Below are 19,950 nucleotides of genomic sequence, written 5' to 3' on the forward strand. Positions count from 1 at the left end.
GCGTTCAGAAAGGATTATCACTTCAGTAGACTGTTTCATAGATTGCCGCTACCTATACAACTAGATTACTTTCAAGTGATCGAACACTTGAGTTTAAACGACGGCTATTCACTCGCGAACATCAACTTTACCCAAGCTATTGGGCGTTCGATGCCATCTGTAAAAGGCGCCAGGCCTCATAGCGCCTTGCTGCGCCTAATACGCGCTTTGCGAAAAATGATTTCGAGTCGGTCGAAAAGCCGATCCTTAGAGAAATGCTCAAGGTAGTACTGCCTGCCTGCCTTGCCCATCTCTTGACGCTGCTCAGGCTTCAGAGCAGCCATCGCACCCACGATTCCCGCCAACCCTGACGCATCACCCGACTGACACGTCATACCCGCACCAGCCTCATTCACTACTCTGGCCGCTTCACCATCAATCATCGCAATAATCGGCTTTTCTGAGGCTAGGTAGGCCTGCACTTTTCCTGGAACCGTTTTCTCAAAGACCTCGTTAGTCTTTAAAGATACCAGCAGAGCGTCTGCTGCCGCAAAAAGCGCAGGCATCTTTTCCAGCGGATGGCGGCCCAGCAGCAAAACATTGCTCAATTTTCGAATTGCCACCTGTTCGTGTAACCAGTTGCTGACCCGACCGTCACCAACGATGACCCATCGCACTGGTAGTTCAGAGCCGAGTAATTCAACAGCTTGCAAAATAGATGAAAAATCCTGGGCTTCTCCAAGATTGCCTGCAAAAACGATAGTAAATACCGAGCTGTCACGTAAGAGAATATCGGATGGCACTTCAATTTCCGAATGAAAATCCTCTTCCGCCCAGCTGGGAAAATAAATCAGTCGTTCAGGAGAGATATCCTTTCTACAGTACTTTCTAATATTTTCTTCGAAAGACTTCGACTGCATTAGCAAATAATCAGTACGATTATATATCCAGGACACCATACTACCAACAAGGGCCAGAAGCCTTTTGTTCTTGATCATCCCGACCGCGCTTAATGTTTCCGGCCAAAGATCAAGCACCCAAAGTAATACAGGTGTCTTTTTCAAACCGCCAATGACTATTGCAGGAATAGCCGCCATGATCGGTGACACAGCATAAACAAAAATAACGTCGAACTTATGCTTACGAAGCTTGTAAGCCCCAACCGCTGACGCGCTGCTAAAAAAAGATAGATAATTAAGCGCTAGAGTTACACTACTGCGCCCCCGCGGAAGCATTGGCACACGGACAATTTCGGCCCCGTGATAGTTTGAAAATTGTGGAGGGTCTTTTTTATAGGCAGTAAAAACCTGTCCTTCTGGGTAATTCGGCAGCCCAGTAAGCACGGTGACTTCATGGCCCTTGGCAACAAAACCTTCGACCATATTGTTGATGCGCATATTTTCTGGCCAGAAGTACTGAGAAACAACCAGAATTTTCAGCGGCTTATCCATAAACAGTGCACCCGGTCAATATTGCTTCCACACAGTACGCATCACATAGTCACGGTAACTATGAATAATCCTTACAACCTTCTCGGCAACGTTGGGCATGCTATAGTCGGCCACCAGTCGCAAGCCTCGCTGATCATCGCGTTCCTGACTTTCAAGAATATGCAAACCTTGCATTACGCGCTCAACATCCAAGCCGACCATCATTACCGACGCCTCCTCCATACCTTCAGGACGCTCATGAGCTTCTCGTATATTCAGCGCTGGAAAATTGAGGATGGAAGACTCTTCATTGATAGTGCCACTGTCAGACAAAACCGCTTTGGATGTTAATTGCAGCTTGTTGTAATCCTTAAACCCCAAAGGTTTTAGTAGTTGGACATTGGCATGGAACACCACACCCATTGCATCTACACGCTTCTGTGTGCGTGGATGAGTCGACACAATTATGGGAAGATTATAGTGAGCTGCAACGGTGTTGAGGACCTCCACCAACTTTAGGAAATTTTTGTCCGAGTCGATATTTTCTTCACGGTGGGCGCTCACTACAAAAAACTGTCCTTTTTCCAACTCTAGGCGGGTCAGAACATCAGAGGCTTCAATACCGTCTCGGTAATGATTAAGCACTTCGAACATAGGACTCCCCGTCTTAATGACCATATCTGGCGGCAATCCCTCACGTAACAAGTAATCACGCGCGATCGAACTGTAAGTCAGATTGATATCGGCCGTGTGATCGACTATTCGGCGATTAATCTCCTCGGGAACACGCATGTCAAAACAGCGATTACCAGCTTCCATGTGGAAGGCTGGGATCTTTCTCCGTTTGGCGGGAATGACAGCCATACAACTATTGGTGTCTCCAAGGACCAAAAGAGCTTCAGGCTTCTCTAACTCCAGTACATTATCTACGGCAATAATTACATTCCCGATAGTTTGCGCACCGCTAACGCCTGCGGCATTGAGAAAGTGGTCCGGCTTACGAATTCCTAAATCCTGAAAAAAAATCTCGTTCAACTCATAATCATAGTTTTGCCCAGTGTGAACCAAAACATGTTCACAGTACTGATCCAGTTTGGCGATTACCCGCGACAAACGAATAATTTCAGGTCGGGTACCAACTACGGTAAGAACTTTTAGCTTTTTCATTGTAAAACTCTGTAGAAAACCATTGAGGCCAGTGAGACACGAGCGAACACTTTACGTCAAATATCCGCTTCTTAGACAACCATAGCAATACATCACCCAGGAGGCTATGCCTGAGGCCCAACGGGCATCGAGTACGTATCAGGTCGTTCGCGATCAAAAATCTCATTGGCCCATAGCATGACAATCATTTCCTCCCCCCCGACGTTGGTAACGTCGTGAGTCCAGCCAGGGACAGTTTCGACTATTACGGGGTTTTCACCGGTGGTGAACAGTTCATAGAATTCATCAGAAACAATATGACGAAAACGAAAGCACGCCTTGCCTCTGATTACCAAAAATTTCTCTGTTTTCGAGTGATGGTAATGACCACCCCGTGTCACACCGGGATGAGCTGTAAAATAAGAAAATTGACCACTGTTAGTTGTCTTGAGCATTTCCACGAATACCCCACGTGGATCACCATGCTTAGGCACTTCATAGGTGAACTTCTCAGGTGCCAGATAGCTAACGTAAGTTGAATACAAAGCACGTACTAACCCCGCTCCCACTGGTTCGCTGACGAGATTTGCACGACTACTACGAAACGCCTTCAACTGCTCGGCCAATGCTCCCACGGTAATACTGTAAACGGGATTAACATCGATATATTCCCCTCCGCTTACACTACCATCCATTGCAGCTATGAAATAAGATACGACATCATCAATATAAACCAAATTAATGCATGCATCAGGATCATTGATCTGGATCGGCAAGTCACGGCTGATGTTGTGGCAAAACGTTGCCACTGCAGAGTTATAATTCGGGCGAGCCCACTTGCCAAACACATTGGGCAAACGAAATAAGTGGACAACTGAACCGTGGGAACGCTCCAGCTCTCGCAACGTCTGCTCCGCACCCAGCTTGCTGATTCCGTAAGGGTTGCTCTGCTCTGCCTGGATGGACGATGTAAATAGTACTGGAATGGGCCTACCGCTACCCTTGACAGCCTCACACAACATTTGGGTCAAATGCGTATTGCCGTCCTTGAACTCCTCAACATTCAACGGCCGGTTAACTCCCGCTAGATGAAATATGAAGTCCACATCGCACACCATAAGCGGTAAGCAATCAGCATCATCACTACGAACGAATCGAACGATCTCTACATCATTACGCTCGCTCAAATGCGCAATTAAGTTCTTACCAACAAACCCATCAGCACCCGTGATCAGGACTTTCATAGATTACTCCTCGGGAGTAGCGTGCTCGCCACACTGGATAGCACGCATGAAGTCAAGCTTAAGCAATAAGTTTTGCATGCCATCCATATTAAGCCGCTCGGTGTTATGCGAGTTATAGTCTTCAGTACGGGAGATCTTCTCTTCCCCTTGCTCGACAAACTTGGAGTAATTCAGATCTCGTAGGTCAGGAGGTATACGGTAGTAGTCCCCTTTGTCCTCGGCACAGGCCATTTCTTCACGGCTGAGTAGCACCTCATAGAGTTTTTCACCATGACGCGTGCCAATTACCTGGATCGGATGCTCTGGGACACCGAGCATCAAGGCCAACGTTCTGGCCAGTGTTTCCACTGTGGCTGCAGGTGCCTTTTGCACGAATAAGTCACCGTTGCGACCATTTTCGAAAGCATACAACACCAGATCCACGGCATCGGTAAGTGTCATCATGAAACGAGTCATGTTGGGATCGGTCAAAGTCAGAGCATTCCCCGCCCGAATCTGCTCGATAAACAGTGGAATCACGGAGCCCCGGGATGCCATGACATTGCCATAACGAGTGCCGCAAATAACGGTTTTCTCATCGTCGATATTGCGTGATTTGGCGACCATGATTTTCTCCATCATGGCCTTGGAGATACCCATGGAGTTGATCGGGTAAACTGCCTTATCAGTACTCAGGCACACCACGCGCTTGACCTGGTTCTGAATGGCCGCCTCCAGCACATTCTCGGTCCCGAGTACATTGGTCTTCACCGCCTCCAGCGGATAGAACTCACAAGAAGGCACCTGCTTGAGGGCCGCAGCATGAAATATATAATCCACTCCACGGGTCGCGTTGAGTACGCTCTGATAATCACGTACATCTCCGATATAAAACTTCAACTTCGAACTCGAATAGCGCTTACGCATGTCGTCTTGTTTTTTCTCGTCACGACTAAACACGCGAATCTCGGCGATATTTGAATCCAGGAAGCGTTTCAATACAGCATTGCCGAAGGACCCTGTACCGCCCGTAATCAACAATACTTTATTATCAAAAGACATAAAACCTCACAAAAATCTGAAAATATTGTTATAGCCGACAGACACATTCATACTTTTTTCATAGTACGATCGGCCATTTTTACCATAGACAGCCAATTGCTCGCTATCAGATCTTAAACTGTATAGCGATGCGGTAAGCGCATCGATATCACCTGCCTCAACCCATAGTCCTGCCTGCATGTCCTCCACCAATACATTTCCAAAATCCGTACAGGTGTCGAGAGAGGCTAATATTGGCAATCCAACTTTCAAATAATCAATCGATTTAGATGGAAAACTTGGTACCTGATGGCTAGCTGCAAGAGAGATAAGTCCCAAATCACTAGCACAAACAAACGCTTCGTACTCATTCCTAGGAACAAATTCTACAAAGCGGATATTGACCAATCCTAAAACAGCAGCTTTCTCTTGCAACCGTGACCGCTCTGAACCACGCCCCACCATCAAAAACAATATGTCGCGGTCTTCACGACAGCGATCAGCGAGTTCAACAATACAGTCAAGCCCCTGAACCACAGACATAGCGCCGCCATAGATGACGACAAAAGCTTTTTCATCAATCCCCAACATGCTGCGAGCCTTTTGCTTGCTCAGTTCAGGCTTGGGAACTTGTTTTGTCCACAGTGGCAGATCAACGATTCGATGCGGGTCTATACCCCGGTACTTATCCAACAAAAAGGCTTTATTACCCTTGGTCATACAACCAATAAAGTCGAACTTTTTGTATAAGTAGTTCTCAACCCACAAAAAGAATGGGAAGGACACCTTCTTCCAACCCCAGAGACCATTCATGTAGAAAGGAAAAAAATCCCAAAGGATAAGAAAGCTTTTCGCGCCTGCTTTAAGAGGCCGCCCGGTAAAAAAAGCCCAAGTAGCTACACAAGGCGTAGAAGCGATTAGCACATCTGCCTGGCGCAAAACATGGCCGGTTTTTAAGCGCGCATAGAATGAAAATAGAAGTATTTTCAAAAACGCACAAAATACATTCTTATAGTAAAAGAATGCAGGCAAACGTACACGAAAGACATCCACGTCATTTGCCGTGTAGTTTTCGGTTTGACCATCATCATAGTCCCAACTCAAAACCACCACTGAAACAGCATGCTCTTGAGCTGCGGCGTACTCGGCCAATTCATTGGTTAGCCACTCATTACCCGCACCTTTCGGGTATTTTGTCGACACTAGCACTACGTTACTCATCATTCACCCTAAGGCGCTCGACAACGCCTGAACATCCCCGCTCCTGAAAAGTTGCGCATGAGCGCTCAGAACAGAATCGGGTAGCGCCCACCACTGAAGCTTTAATAGAAGAGCAATCTCTTCTGCGGTAAATCTGTACTTGATCACTTTTGCCGGCACTCCACCTACCACAGAGTAATCGGGCACATCCTTTGTGACTACGGCGCCAGCGGCGATCACCGCGCCGTGACCAACAGTGACCCCTCCCAAAATCAGGGCGTTAGCGCCGACCCAGACATCATTACCAAGTACGACCGACTTCATTTCGGTGAAGTAATCCGCGTCAGAGAATGTCATGCCGCATTGGCGCAAAGTCGAATAAAAAACAGGATTGGTGCTGATCATGCTCAGTGGATGCGCACCTAACCCGCCAATCGTCGTGCCAGGACCGATGCTGCAAAATGAGCCCACCACCCCTCGACAGACGACAGCGTCCACAAAAGTAGTACAGCGCCCGATTTTGACATCACTGAGAATAGTGCGCCCCATCATTCGAACGTGATCTGAAAAACATACCTGCGAATCGGCAAAACTTCGAATGCCCGCAGAAAAACCTTTAACCTTGCGTTTCAGCAACTGCCTTCTAAGCAACCACGTCGCGCGACTGACAAGCCCCATTGGCTACCTCTCCTTTTTATCGGGAAGTTCACCTATGAACAGAGTTCTGTTCTCCTCTAACTCCAAGATATTGAGCACCCTGAAGTGCGTCTCGAAATTTTCCCGAAACCAATCGCAAGTATACCAATCAGGGGGAGTCGTTCCTTTACGAGTGACGCTGCTATATAATCCCAGCGGCATAAATTCGATCATGACATAACGCGTACTGTACTCTGCGATTTTGCCGAAGACGTAATTAATATCGTAACCCTGACCTAAAAACAGGTGATGAGTTACCGCCAACGCCATCACTAACTCAGATGAAAAACGACTACTAGGTTGAGTTTCAAAATTATTACACTCTGGGTAAAACGGGTTAACCACAGCGTAATTCAGGCGACCATCATCTTTAGCCTTGATATAGCCGTTCTCAATAGCCTGAACGTCATAGTCCACACAAGTAGCTTTTCCGAGATTCATCCGCTTGGCAACTTCCGAGAGAACTACTCCCTGGTTACCAGCAATATCCACAACAGAGACAGGCGCCAACTCGGCCGCAAGATCGGCAATAGTAGAAATACGTTTATGGAACGCCGATTGGACATCATACATGCCATGGTACTCTCCCCAGGCCGACTTGACCTTGGGTTGTTCCAAACTCCCCAATCGCTTGCGCAAGGAGGTGAGTGTTGCCTTGTCGCGCCATGGCAATGCACGAACTAGAGTATCCGCTAGACCCGTGAGCACTCGACCATTGCCGTAGCTCTGTAAGCGAGCATCGTAACGATAGAATCTAGCCAGCAGCTCCTTCAGCTTTCTCGGCGCGAAACCAAAACGGTAGGACACGAACGACTCAACAGGTGTCATTATCTTCCAGCGCTGCATCCACTTTCGTGCTGTAAAGATGTCGCCCTTACTCCACAAGTACAACGGATAGTAATAGCAAGACAAGAATTCTTGATAGGTAGATATTTTTGCCTTCGATGCAGGAACCCTGGACCTGACCAAGCTACCAACGTCAACAAATACCGGTTTGTTGGCATCAAAAACAATATTATAAGAATGCGGATCTTTTAGTTGAAAACCATACTTATGCGCAATCTCGGAGATGTTCAGCACCAGATACGCGGCATCTCTCAACATTGAGAAGGACCACTCGTGAGGATAGCTTACGAACTCCAGCTTTTCGTGGCTCAACACCAAGTCATAACCCTCGATATCGACTTCCGACTTCAAGGTGCCTGGAATCATCCTCTTCGACACCAACTCATCTATGAGGCCGCAGCGCAATGCCTCCTGAAGATCCTGAGCCAGCTCTCCCTTAACACCTCGCAAAAAAACATTATTATAGGCAAGCAGGACCGCATCCCTATCCACAACGGAAAATGGATTTCGCAAACTCTCTTCAACTTTAATCTGCGTCATATCAAGCCTTATATCTCTTAAAGCTAAAACAGGTTATTTGCGCAAGGAAGAGATCTCTATTAATAAAAAAATTAGAGAAAAACAACCCCACCGCACTCGCAACAACGAAAGATAGCGCGCTCCCTTGCAACCCCAACAGTGGTGTTAACCACAGATTCAAAAGCACGCCGATACTGATAGTAATCAAGCTTCTATAAAACATTTGATTGACTTGTTTCTTTGCAATCAACCAATTGTTTTGCGCCGACCCCATAAAAATAAAAACAACCGCCAACGAGTGGACCTTGATAACGCTTACTGCAGCTAAATAGTCAGCGCCATAGAGTAGTAATACCAAGGGTTCAGCGAGAAAATACAAAAACAAGAAAGCCATCACCCCGATAACAAACACCGCAGAAAAATATTGACGCATCAAACGGTCAAACTTTGCAGCATCACTGGCCGCAAGGCGGTGCAGAAAAGGGGCAGAACTAGTGTTCAGTAAGACTGGAACGAAATAACAAAGGCTAGTCAACGTCACCGCAGAGTAATAGATGCCTAGCGCCTCGACACCCATAAAATGCTCTACCATGAGTTGATCACTCTTAAGATATGCGATGATTGCCAGACCGCTCACCAACACCGGCCATGACTCTTTCAACATAGGTACAACTCGCTCAGCTTCAAAACGCCAAGGACGCCCTAATGATTCGCCTTTATAGGAAATGTAAAGGGCTAGAGCAGAGAGAACCACTTCCAGTGAAGCGATCGCTGCGAAGTATGTCAGCGGTGCCTCATTCACAATGCACAGGACTTTGGCCGCATTAGAAATTCCGTACGCGCAAAGTTTTGAAACGACTGTACGCACACTGCGACTGCGGCTTTGAAACCACAAATCAACTGTATCGGCGGCCTGAAAAGTCAGACCAGCAGCACAAAGAGCAAATAGTACAGCACTGTCAAAGCCACCAATCGCCCAGACCAGCAATGTACCGAACAACCACCCCAGCAATCCCGTTGCTATTCTGAGGGTTAATGCGGTACCAAGTACCAAATCGGTTCGGGTCTGATCTCGTGAAATTTCACGAACAACAATTCCATCCAGGCCGACACTTACCAATACTTGAAAGAAGGCTAAAAATGCGAAAACATATGCCAGTTTTCCGTAACTTTCCGGCCCCAAATATCTCGCCACCCAGGCACTAACCAGCACCCCCAGCAAGAGACGAACCAATCGATCAAAAAACAACCATCCGGAATTCTTTAAAAAGCCAAAAAACTCTACATTGATCTTCAATGAGCGCCGTAGCCTTGCAGAAACCTCAATAACATTCATCTAAACAACCTGCTGTTTTCTTTAGGGGCGCACTAATTTAAACCCTCAAAAATTGCGCTTTGTAAAAATCCCCTTCAAAGGCCTGGTTCAATCCTCATCACCAAGCCCCCCCATCATCACGATTAACACACCAGGCGATAGCACGTTATGCCAAGTGTTATTTCACCACACCAACCAAGTTCCCAAGGGAAAATTTCATACAGCACTGCAAGAAATGGGCGTCAGTATACAAGATTTTACAGCCCTGGTTTTGCACGAAAAGCAGTCATGCAGCCGCCACTGCGGATTCTACGACAGCCGGGAACTCAACCCATGCTCACTTGGACACCTTATCCACATCTATTTGGACTGGCAGTCGGAATGCAGTGACGCAGGCTTGCACTCTTAGTCTCAAGTACCCGCCGCCGTCAATTTCGCCGTGAGCATAGACTCGCCTTTCAGTTCGATCTGATAAAAGCTGGGTACTCGCCGGTCGAGGATTGCGTCGCTTAAGGGCGGATCGCCGATCAGCATCGCCATGGGCAAGACCAATCTCCTACATCAAACGCGACAGGCGCAGTTAATTTGCACTGCCGCCGTTTCGGCAGACCCGCAAGCGAGCCAGGTTTTGCCCTCACCAGCTGGGTCACCAACGATGATGCCCAGGCAGGCGCGGAGTAAGCAGAGGGGATGTTGCAGCAGCGGTTGCAGCGCAGACTGGCCGAAGGCGGACGGCGTGAGCAGGACGACATCTCCAAAACCGTAGATCGGTCCTGGACGCCCCAGCGAAGCCGAGCACATGCAAAACTCAACGCACCTTTTTTCGAGCTGGTTGTCGACACACAATTTAAAGGTTAGCGCCCAATCACACTGACGGCGCCTCACCGCGAACCCACTGAGCCCTCCTGAAGATATGGCCGAAGGTAAAAACCTTATTCAGGACGGAACAACATATAAAAAAAAAGGCGCCCATAAAGGACGCCTTTTTTTATATGGTCGGGGTAAGGGGATTCGAACTCCTGACATCCTGCTCCCAAAGCAGGCGCGCTACCGGACTGCGCTATACCCCGGTAATAAAAAGGCGACCTTTAAAAAAGTCGCCTTCTTCGATCAGTGCTTTTGGCCTCTGATCTTAAGATCTGATCCCAGCGTTAACTGGTTTCAAAAATGGTGGGTCGTGTGGGATTCGAACCTACGACCAATTGGTTAAAAGCCAACTGCTCTACCAACTGAGCTAACGACCCAAAAATGGTCGGGGTAAGGGGATTCGAACTCCTGACATCCTGCTCCCAAAGCAGGCGCGCTACCGGACTGCGCTATACCCCGGTTTGAAATTGGCTCCGTGACCAGGACTCGAACCTGGGACCCAATGATTAACAGTCATTTGCTCTACCGACTGAGCTATCACGGAACTACATATTTCAATTTACAACTGTGAAGCTTGCTTCACCTCTTCAACCCGTTCGCATCGCTGCGTTCGTGTGTCTGAGGCGCGCTATTCTACAATCTTAACCACCTCTGTCAACCCCTTAAATCGCTTTCAAGTTAATGATTTGCAACTTATTTCAGATTCCTGCTTGGGGAGCGGAAACCCTCGGGGGGTGACTTACTGCGGGGCGCACTTTACAAGCCTTTTCCTTTCAGTTCAACAACCTGACGAAAAAAAGGCCTCGCAATGCGAGGCCTCTTCTATTTTGCTGCCGATGTGGATCAGGCGAAGACGATTTCGTCGTTTTCCACGACACCCTTGGCGGTATCGCCGGGCATGAAACGCCCCGACAGAATCAGCTGCGCCAGCGGGTTTTCGATCCAACGCTGGATCGCTCGTTTGAGCGGCCGTGCGCCGTACACCGGGTCGTAACCGACCGCAATCAGCTTATCCATGGCCTCAGGGCTGAGTTCCAGCTTCAGTTCCCGCTCGGTCAGGCGACTGCGCAGACGACCCAACTGGATCTCAGTAATACCGGCGATCTGATCCCGAGCCAATGGCTCGAAGATCACCACTTCGTCGACCCGGTTGATGAACTCCGGCCGGAAGTGCGTGGAAATCGCATCCATTACCGCCGAGCGCTGAGCCTCACGATCACCGACCAGCTCCTGGATCTGTACCGAGCCCAGGTTGGAGGTCATGACGATCACGGTGTTCTTGAAATCCACCGTGCGGCCATGGCTGTCGGTCAGGCGGCCATCTTCCAGCACTTGCAGCAGGATGTTGAACACATCCGGGTGGGCCTTCTCGACCTCATCCAGCAGGATCACCGAATAAGGCTTGCGACGCACCGCCTCGGTCAGGTAACCGCCCTCTTCATAGCCCACGTAGCCTGGTGGCGCACCAATCAGTCGAGCCACGGAATGTTTCTCCATGAACTCGGACATGTCGATCCGCACCATCGCCTCTTCGGTATCAAAGAGGAACTCGGCCAATGCCTTGCACAGCTCTGTTTTACCAACACCGGTCGGGCCGAGGAACATGAACGAACCGCTCGGGCGATTCGGGTCGGACAACCCGGCGCGCGAACGTCGCACCGCGTTGGAAACCGCGATCACCGCTTCGTCCTGACCGATCACACGTTGGTGCAACAGGCTTTCCATCTTCATCAGCTTGTCGCGCTCGCCTTCGAGCATTTTCGACACCGGAATGCCGGTCCACTTCGACACGACTTCAGCGATTTCTTCTTCGGTCACCTTGCTGCGCAGCAACTGGTTTTCGCTTTTGCCGTGCTGGTCGACCATTTGCAGACTGCGCTCCAGGTCCGGGATCACCCCGTATTGCAGCTCGGCCATGCGGTTCAAGTCGCCTTTACGGCGCGCTGCTTCCAGTTCCTGACGGGACTGTTCGATTTTCTGCTGGATCTGCGCAGAACCCTGAACCTCGGCTTTTTCCGAATTCCAGATTTCTTCGAGGTCCGAATACTCACGCTCGAGACGAACGATTTCTTCCTGGAGTTTTTCCAGGCGCTTGATCGCCGCTTCGTCGCTTTCTTTCTTCAGCGCCTGGGATTCCACCTTGAGCTGAATCAGGCGACGCTCCAGACGATCCAGCACTTCCGGCTTGGAATCGATCTCCATGCGGATGCGGCTGGCGGCTTCGTCGATCAGGTCGATGGCCTTGTCCGGCAGCTGACGGTCGGTAATGTAGCGATGGCTGAGCTTGGCCGCGGCGATGATCGCGCCGTCGGTGATCGCTACTTTGTGGTGGACTTCATAGCGTTCTTTCAGGCCACGCAGAATAGCGATGGTGTCTTCTTCACTCGGCTCGTCCACCAATACTTTCTGGAAGCGTCGCTCGAGGGCGGCATCCTTCTCTATATATTGACGGTACTCGTTGAGCGTGGTTGCGCCGACGCAGTGCAGTTCGCCGCGAGCCAACGCAGGCTTGAGCATGTTGCCCGCGTCCATCGAGCCTTCGCCTTTACCGGCGCCGACCATGGTGTGCAGTTCATCGATGAACAGAATGATCTGCCCTTCCTGCTTCGACAGTTCGTTGAGCAGGGATTTCAGGCGCTCTTCAAACTCGCCGCGGTATTTGGCACCGGCAATCAGTGCGCCCATGTCCAGGGACAACAGGCGCTTGCCTTTGAGGCCGTCCGGCACTTCACCGTTGATGATGCGCTGGGCCAGGCCTTCGGCGATGGCGGTTTTACCCACGCCAGGCTCACCGATCAGCACCGGGTTGTTCTTGGTGCGACGTTGCAGCACCTGAATGGTCCGGCGAATTTCGTCGTCACGACCGATCACCGGATCGAGCTTGCCGTCTTCGGCGCGCTTGGTCAGGTCGACGGTGTATTTATCCAGCGCCTGGCGCGACTCTTCGTGGTTGGCGTCGTTGACCGCCTCACCGCCGCGCAGGTTGTTGATCGCGTTTTCCAGGGCTTTCTTGCTTACGCCCTGGCCGAGCAACAATTTGCCGAGTTTGCTGTTCTCGTCCATGGCGGCGAGCAACACCAACTCACTGGAAATGAACTGATCGCCCTTCTGCTGGGCCAGGCGATCGGCCTGATTGAGCAGACGCGCCAGATCCTGCGACATGTTGACGTCGCCGGTGGGGTTCTGGATTTTTGGCAGCTGGTCGAGCTCTTTGGTCAGCTCTTTACGCAGGCTGTTGACGTCAAAACCGACCTGCATCAGCAGGGGCTTGATCGAACCACCCTGCTGCTCAAGCATGGCCTGCATCAAGTGCGCGGGCTCGATGCCGGGATGGTCAAGGCCGACGGCCAGCGATTGGGCGTCGGATAGAGCTAACTGCAATTTGCTGGTTAAACGATCTATACGCATGGGTCACCTTCCTTTTGAGCAGGCCGGACCTATAAAACATCCTGAATGAAGAAACCTGCCAGATACCGTTATAGATGCGGTCGATTCTGGGAGTTTCAAGCGTCGATCTATTGATGCAGGTCAGCTAAGTCTAGCGTTCCAACCAAACGAGGGAGGCGAACCGACCAGTGCGTGGACTGCGGCGGTAAGAAAAGAAGCGCGGATCGGTCACGGTGCAGAAACCGCCACCATAGACAGCGGTAACGCCGCGAACAGCCAGACGCAAGCGCGCCAGCTCGTAGATATCGGCCATGAACTTGCCCGCATTTGCACTTGGCACAAAGACTTTGGCGGCTTCAGGCAGTTGCTCGACGAAGGTTTCGCGTACTTCAGGGCCGACTTCAAAGGCTTGCGGGCCAATGGCCGGGCCGAGCCAGACGAGTATTTCTTCTGGCGGCACGGCCAGCGTGTCGAGCGTCGCTTCGAGTACACCCGCCGCCAGCCCGCGCCAACCGGCATGGGCCGCTGCGACGCGAGTGCCGGCACGGTCGCAGAACAATGCGGGCAGGCAATCCGCCGTCATCGCCGCGCAGGCAATGCCGGGCGTTGCCGTCCAGCTGGCATCGGCGGTGGCCACAAGTCCTGGGTCCGCATGAGCCACGACAATGCCGTGAACCTGCTTCAACCAGGCTGGCTGAATAGAGAAATGATCGGTGAGGCGCCGGCGATTTTCGGCCACAGCGTCGGGGCTGTCGTCGACGTGATCGCCGAGGTTGAGGCTGTCGAACGGTGCCAGACTGACGCCGCCCGCACGGGTGGTCACACAGGCTTTCACCCCGGCAGGCGCAGGCCAGTCGGGAATCAGCCAGTCACTCATCCGATGAACGCCTCGCGGTCTTGCTTGAGCAATGTCAGCAACCAGACGAAATCATCCGGCAGTGGCGACTCCCAGCTCATGCGCACACCGGTGGTCGGGTGATCCAGCTCCAGGAACCGCGCATGCAAGGCCTGACGCGGGAACGTCTTCAACGAATCGACCATGGTCTGGCTGGCGGCTGGCGGAATTCGGAAACGACCGCCGTAGGCAGGATCTCCGACCAACGGGAAGTTGATGTAGGACATATGCACCCGAATCTGGTGCGTACGACCGGTTTCAAGCTTCACCCGCACGTGCGTGTGGGAGCGGAAACGCTCGAGCACGCGGTAATGGCTGACGGCTTGCTTGCCACCTTCCATCACGGCCATGCGCTGGCGTTGCTGACCGTGACGACCGATCGGCGCATTGATCTTGCCGCCGGCAGTCACCACGCCGATCACGATGCACTCGTAGATCCGGCTGACGCTACGGCTCTGCAACTGTGTAACCAGCTGCGTCTGCGCCTGAATGGTCTTGGCCACCACCATCAGACCGGTGGTGTCCTTGTCCAGGCGATGCACGATACCGGCGCGGGGCACGTTGACGATGTCCGGCACGTGGTGCAGCAAGGCATTGAGCAAGGTGCCATCAGCGTGGCCGGCGGCAGGATGCACCACCAGTCCCGCAGGCTTGTTGATCACGAGGATGTCGTCATCTTCATAGACGATGTCCAGCTCGATGTCCTGAGCGATCCATTCGCCCTGAGCTTCCTGCTCGGCAGTCAGCTCAAGAATGGCGCCACCGTGAACGATGTCTCGCGGGCGGATTACCGCCCCATCCACAGTCAGGCGGCCGTCTTTGATCCAGGCGGAAAGGCGCGAGCGCGAGTGCTCAGCGAATAATTGTGCGGCGACTTGATCGAGGCGTTGGCCGCCCAATTCGGACGGCACCTCTGCGCGAAGTTCAATTTTATCGGACATGCTCGGACTAGGCGTCGGCACAGCCTTTGGTTTCGGCTGCGCGCTTGTGGTTAAATACGGCGTCTTTTGCCCCGAGGCTATTCAACGGGGCGCTCATCATAACAGGACGGCCCCGCCCAAGACAGCGGCCGTCATAGGGACGCAAGCCGCCATGCAAGTGAAACACCTGCTGCTGATCGCCATCCTCGCATTGACCGCTGCTTGCTCATCGAAGGAAGTCGTAGACGAAAACCTGAGCGAAGTCGAGCTGTACCAGCAGGCTCAGCACGATCTGGACAACAATAGCTACACCGCCGCCACAGCCAAGCTGAAGGCGCTGGAGTCGCGTTATCCGTTCGGTCGCTACGCCGATCAGGCTCAACTCGAGCTCATCTACGCCAACTACAAGAACACCGAGCCTGAGGCTGCGAAGTCTGCTGCCGAGCGTTTCATTCGTTTGCACCCACAGCATCCGAACGTGGATTACGCCTATTACCTCAAGGGTCTGACGTCTTTCGACCAGGACGTCGGCCTGCTGTCGCGTTTCCTGCCGCTGGACATGACCAAGCGTGACCCGGGCGCTGCCCGCGACTCCTACAACGAGTTCGCCCAGCTGACCAGCCGCTTCCCGAACAGCCGCTACTCGCCGGACGCCAAGCAGCGCATGATTTACCTGCGCAACCTGCTGGCGGCCTACGAAATTCACGTCGCCGACTATTACCTGACCCGTCAGGCCTACGTCGCTGCCGCGAACCGTGGTCGTTACGTCGTGGAAAACTTCCAGGAAACCCCATCGGTCGGTGACGGCCTGGCGATCATGACTGAAGCCTATCAGCGTCTGCACCTGGACGACCTGGCGGCCACCAGCCTCGAAACCCTGAAGCTCAACTACCCGAACCACCCAACCCTGGTGGACGGTCAGTTCGTGCCGTCGGTGGATGAAGCCGATAACCGTTCGTGGCTGAGCAAGGCCACCCTGGGCCTGATCGAATCCCGTCCACCGCTGCCACCAGGCGAAACCCGCGCCAACCAGGACGTGCAGAGACAATTCCGAGACGCCAAGGACGCGATTCCGAACGATCTCAAGCCTAAAGATGAAAATGGCGACGTGATCGAAGAAGAGGAACACGAGTCCGAAGCCAACAACAGCGACCGCTCGTGGTTCAGCTACATGACCTTCGGCGTGTTCGACTGACACACCGGGTTGTGCAAAAAGGGAGACTCTTGAGTCTCCCTTTTTATTTCAGCGATTTATTACGCTGTGCGCCCGTCATGTCCTTGGCTAAACTGCAGGATCACTCGTCATAAAGCAGTTCACCATGCTTCGTCTATTGTTCTGGATCGCCCTGATTGCCGCTGCGGTATGGTTCTGGCGCAAGTTCAAGGCCCAGCCCTCTGTGCCCAAGTCCTCGGCCGAACTGGAAGCCGCGCCCATGGTTCGTTGCGCCCATTGTGGTGTTCATCTGCCCCGCGACCGCGCGCTGAGCCTTCAACAACAGTGGTATTGCAGCCAGGCTCACCTTGAGCAAGGCCCTGGCACCAGTGATCGCTGAGACGTCCAGTCCCCGCAGCAAACAGGCCCAGCGACTGCTGCGCCTTTATCATCTCTACCGTTTAAGTGTCGGCATCACTCTGGTGCTGCTGATCTCCAGCGACTTGGACAACCAGTTGCTGACCTATTCCAATGACGACCTGTTGCGCAGTGGCAGCTGGTTGTACCTGGTCCTGAACATTTTGCTGGTGGTGTTCCTTGAGAACACGCGCCGCCCGGCGCAGCTGTTCAGTCTGGCGCTGATGGATGTCCTGCTGCTGTGCGGCCTGTTCTATGCCGCCGGCGGTGTCGCCAGCGCCATCGGCAACCTGCTGATCGTCTCGGTGGCCATCAGCAATGCCTTGTTGCGAAGTCGTATCGGCCTGCTGATTGCCGCCGTCGGCGCTCTCGGCATCGTCGGACTGAGTTTTCTCCTGAGCTTCAGCCATCCCGCCACCCCTAACGATTACCTGCAGGTCGGTACGCTCGGAGCGCTGTGTTTTGCTGCGGCATTGCTCGTGCAAGGGCTGATCCAGCGTGTGGAAGTCAGCGAGACCCTCGCCGAGCAACGGGCCAGTGAAGTCGTGGGCCTGGAAGCCCTCAATACGTTGATCCTGCAGCGCATGCGCACCGGCATCCTGGTGCTCGACGACCAGCGGCGCGTGCAATTGGCCAATCACAGCGCCCAAGTCCTGCTGGGCCAGGACAACCTCGAAGGCCAACGGATCGATGACTGCTCACCCACGCTCGTCGAACGCCTGCAACTGTGGTTAAACAACCCGACGTTGCGTCCGCAAAGCCTGAAAGTCTCCAGCAACGGCCTGGAATTGCAGCCGAGCTTCATTGCACTGGACCAAACCCCACACCACCAAACCCTGGTCTTTCTCGAAGACCTCGCGCAAATCGCCCAGCAGGCCCAACAACTGAAGCTCGCCGCCCTTGGCCGCCTGACCGCTGGTATCGCCCACGAAATACGCAATCCACTGGGCGCCATTAGTCACGCCGCTCAGCTATTGCAGGAATCCGAGGAACTGAACGGCGCAGATCGACGTCTGACCCAGATTATTCAAGATCACTCTCAGCGCATGAATCGGGTTATCGAAAACGTCCTGCAACTGTCCCGCCGCCAGCAAACCGTGCCGCAACGGCTTGATCTGAAGCCGTGGCTGGAACAATTCGTTGCAGAAAGTCGCGAAGGTGCGCTCGACCGCCAGCAGATTCACCTGCATATCGGCACGGGCGACTTCAAAACCCTGATGGACCCGAACCAGCTGACCCAGATTCTCGACAACCTGCTGCGCAACGCCTGGCGCCACAGCGCTCAAACCCACGATCAGGCGCAGGTCTGGCTGGATCTGTTCATCGACCCCGACACCCAGCTGCCCATCATCGAAGTGCTGGACGATGGCCCCGGCGTGGCGCCGGATCAGCAAGTGCATCTGTTCGAACCGTTTTTCACTACCAGCGCCCAAGGCACAGGCCTGGGGCTTTATCTGTCCCGTGAACTGTGCGAAAGCAACCAGGCCCGCCTAGACTTCAAGCCACGCCAAGGCGGCGGCTGCTTTCGCATCACCTTTGCTCACGGACGGAAACAAAGTTGAACATGAGCCCACAGCAAAAAGTCCTGATCGTCGACGACGAACCCGATATCCGCGAACTCCTGGAAATCACCCTGGGACGAATGAAACTCGACACTTTCAGCGCCCGCAACCTTGGCGAAGCCCAGGCCCTGTTGAAGCGCGAAACGTTCGATCTGTGCCTGACCGACATGCGCCTGCCGGACGGTACTGGCCTTGAGCTGGTGCAACACATTCAGCAACGCTATCCCCAACTGCCGGTGGCCATGATCACCGCTTACGGCAACCTCGAAACAGCGATCAACGCGCTCAAGGCCGGTGCTTTCGACTTCCTGACCAAACCGGTGGACCTCGCCCGCCTGCGCGAACTGGTCACCAGTGCACTGCGCATGCCCGCGCCGGGGGTCACCGTCGATCGTCGCTTGCTGGGTGATTCGTTGCCCATGCGCAATTTGCGTAAACAAATCGACAAGCTGGCCCGCAGCCAGGCGCCGGTGTACATCAGCGGCGAGTCCGGCAGCGGCAAGGAATTGGTCGCCCGGCTGATCCATGAACAAGGGTCGCGCGCCAACCAGCCGTTTGTGCCGGTGAACTGCGGGGCGATCCCGTCGGAACTGATGGAGAGCGAATTTTTCGGACATCGCAAAGGCAGCTTCAGCGGCGCCATCGAAGACAAACCCGGATTATTCCAGGCCGCCCATGGCGGCACGCTGTTTCTCGATGAAGTGGCTGATTTACCGCTGGCGATGCAAGTAAAACTGTTGCGGGCGATTCAGGAAAAAGCCGTTCGCAGCGTGGGCGGGCAACAGGAAACCGTGGTCGATGTGCGCATCCTGTGCGCCACCCACAAAGACCTCGCCGCTGAAGTTGCCGCCGAACGCTTTCGCCAGGATTTGTACTACCGACTCAACGTCATCGAACTACGAGTTCCGCCGTTGCGCGAACGCCGCGATGACATCGAATCCTTGGCTAGCCATGTTCTCAAGCGCCTGGCCGCCGGCACCGGCCACCCCGCCGCAAAACTCCACCCGCAAGCCCTTGAAGCGTTGAAAAGCTATCGCTTCCCGGGCAACGTGCGGGAACTGGAGAACATGCTCGAACGGGCTCACACCTTGTGCGAAAACAAACAAATCGAAGCCACCGATCTGCGACTGACCGAAGGCAACTGCACCGCTGACAGTGGGGTGCCGGACCTGACTCAGATCGACAATCTGGAAGACTATCTGGATAACGTCGAACGCAAACTCATCCTCCAGGCCCTGGAGGAAACCCGCTGGAACCGCACGGCGGCGGCTCAGCGGTTGAATTTGTCGTTTCGGTCGATGCGTTACAGGCTGAAGAAATTCGGTTTGGATTGAGGGCCTTTTCGCGGGCAAGC

General features: G+C 53.0%; 16 protein-coding genes and 4 tRNA genes. 4 read left to right on the plus strand and 16 right to left on the minus strand.

The window, feature by feature from the left end:
* Positions 1-176 precede the first annotated feature (176 nt).
* From J2Y86_RS13630 to rluD, 16 genes are all read right to left on the minus strand, one after another.
* Entirely contained in the window at positions 177-1,430 is a 1,254-nt protein-coding gene (locus J2Y86_RS13630; RefSeq protein ID WP_253432142.1) for a glycosyltransferase family 4 protein, read from the minus strand.
* Positions 1,431-1,445: 15 nt separating this feature from the next.
* On the minus strand, positions 1,446-2,576 hold the full coding sequence (wecB, locus tag J2Y86_RS13635) for a non-hydrolyzing UDP-N-acetylglucosamine 2-epimerase (protein ID WP_253432145.1): 1,131 nt from the start codon (positions 2,574-2,576) through the stop codon (positions 1,446-1,448).
* Between the two features lie 104 nt (positions 2,577-2,680).
* On the minus strand, positions 2,681-3,799 hold the full coding sequence (wbjC, locus tag J2Y86_RS13640; protein ID WP_253432148.1) for a UDP-2-acetamido-2,6-beta-L-arabino-hexul-4-ose reductase: 1,119 nt from the start codon (positions 3,797-3,799) through the stop codon (positions 2,681-2,683).
* 3 nt (positions 3,800-3,802) lie between these two features.
* Complete coding sequence (locus J2Y86_RS13645) at positions 3,803-4,840, minus strand: polysaccharide biosynthesis protein (protein ID WP_253432151.1); 1,038 nt, start codon at positions 4,838-4,840, stop codon at positions 3,803-3,805.
* Between the two features lie 6 nt (positions 4,841-4,846).
* Positions 4,847-6,040 carry a glycosyltransferase family 4 protein gene (locus tag J2Y86_RS13650; protein WP_253432154.1) on the minus strand — a complete coding sequence of 398 codons (1,194 nt, stop codon included), beginning with the start codon at positions 6,038-6,040 and terminating at the stop codon, positions 4,847-4,849.
* 3 nt (positions 6,041-6,043) lie between these two features.
* Positions 6,044-6,697: a CatB-related O-acetyltransferase gene (locus tag J2Y86_RS30205; RefSeq protein WP_301308739.1), complete on the minus strand. Its 654-nt coding sequence runs from the start codon at positions 6,695-6,697 to the stop codon at positions 6,044-6,046.
* A gap of 3 nt (positions 6,698-6,700) precedes the next feature.
* Positions 6,701-8,101 carry a hypothetical protein gene (locus tag J2Y86_RS13660; RefSeq protein ID WP_253432156.1) on the minus strand — a complete coding sequence of 467 codons (1,401 nt, stop codon included), beginning with the start codon at positions 8,099-8,101 and terminating at the stop codon, positions 6,701-6,703.
* Between the two features lies 1 nt (position 8,102).
* On the minus strand, positions 8,103-9,416 hold the full coding sequence (locus J2Y86_RS13665; protein ID WP_253432159.1) for a flippase: 1,314 nt from the start codon (positions 9,414-9,416) through the stop codon (positions 8,103-8,105).
* 390 nt (positions 9,417-9,806) lie between these two features.
* On the minus strand, positions 9,807-9,935 hold the full coding sequence (locus tag J2Y86_RS30460) for a hypothetical protein (protein ID WP_437180662.1): 129 nt from the start codon (positions 9,933-9,935) through the stop codon (positions 9,807-9,809).
* Positions 9,936-10,388: 453 nt separating this feature from the next.
* Positions 10,389-10,465, minus strand: a tRNA-Pro gene (locus tag J2Y86_RS13675).
* A gap of 98 nt (positions 10,466-10,563) precedes the next feature.
* Positions 10,564-10,639: transfer RNA gene (locus J2Y86_RS13680), tRNA-Lys, on the minus strand.
* Between the two features lie 5 nt (positions 10,640-10,644).
* Positions 10,645-10,721 (minus strand) — tRNA-Pro (locus J2Y86_RS13685).
* A 9-nt stretch (positions 10,722-10,730) separates the two neighbouring features.
* A tRNA-Asn gene (locus J2Y86_RS13690) sits at positions 10,731-10,806 on the minus strand.
* A gap of 299 nt (positions 10,807-11,105) precedes the next feature.
* Entirely contained in the window at positions 11,106-13,670 is a 2,565-nt protein-coding gene (gene clpB, locus J2Y86_RS13695) for an ATP-dependent chaperone ClpB (RefSeq protein WP_253432162.1), read from the minus strand.
* Positions 13,671-13,800: 130 nt separating this feature from the next.
* Positions 13,801-14,526 (minus strand): peptidoglycan editing factor PgeF, encoded by a 726-nt coding sequence (pgeF, locus tag J2Y86_RS13700; protein WP_253432165.1) that lies wholly within the window; start codon positions 14,524-14,526, stop codon positions 13,801-13,803.
* Positions 14,523-15,485: a 23S rRNA pseudouridine(1911/1915/1917) synthase RluD gene (gene rluD / locus J2Y86_RS13705; RefSeq protein ID WP_017340837.1), complete on the minus strand. Its 963-nt coding sequence runs from the start codon at positions 15,483-15,485 to the stop codon at positions 14,523-14,525. The genes pgeF and rluD overlap by 4 nt, the downstream gene beginning before the upstream one ends.
* A 151-nt stretch (positions 15,486-15,636) precedes the next feature.
* Between rluD and J2Y86_RS13710 the strand changes: the two genes are divergently transcribed.
* The 4 genes from J2Y86_RS13710 (at position 15,637) to J2Y86_RS13725 (ending at position 19,930) form a co-directional block, all read left to right on the plus strand.
* Positions 15,637-16,659 carry an outer membrane protein assembly factor BamD gene (locus tag J2Y86_RS13710; protein ID WP_253432169.1) on the plus strand — a complete coding sequence of 341 codons (1,023 nt, stop codon included), beginning with the start codon at positions 15,637-15,639 and terminating at the stop codon, positions 16,657-16,659.
* 124 nt (positions 16,660-16,783) lie between these two features.
* A complete protein-coding gene (locus J2Y86_RS13715; RefSeq protein WP_214378865.1) occupies positions 16,784-17,017 on the plus strand; it encodes a PP0621 family protein in 234 nt (77 codons plus the stop codon).
* Positions 17,007-18,596: a sensor histidine kinase gene (locus J2Y86_RS13720; protein ID WP_253440292.1), complete on the plus strand. Its 1,590-nt coding sequence runs from the start codon at positions 17,007-17,009 to the stop codon at positions 18,594-18,596. The genes J2Y86_RS13715 and J2Y86_RS13720 overlap by 11 nt, the downstream gene beginning before the upstream one ends.
* A 2-nt stretch (positions 18,597-18,598) precedes the next feature.
* A complete protein-coding gene (locus J2Y86_RS13725) occupies positions 18,599-19,930 on the plus strand; it encodes a sigma-54-dependent transcriptional regulator (RefSeq protein ID WP_253432172.1) in 1,332 nt (443 codons plus the stop codon).
* Positions 19,931-19,950 lie beyond the last annotated feature (20 nt).

This window comes from Pseudomonas migulae (assembly GCF_024169315.1).
GTDB classification, from domain to species: domain Bacteria; phylum Pseudomonadota; class Gammaproteobacteria; order Pseudomonadales; family Pseudomonadaceae; genus Aquipseudomonas; species Aquipseudomonas migulae_B.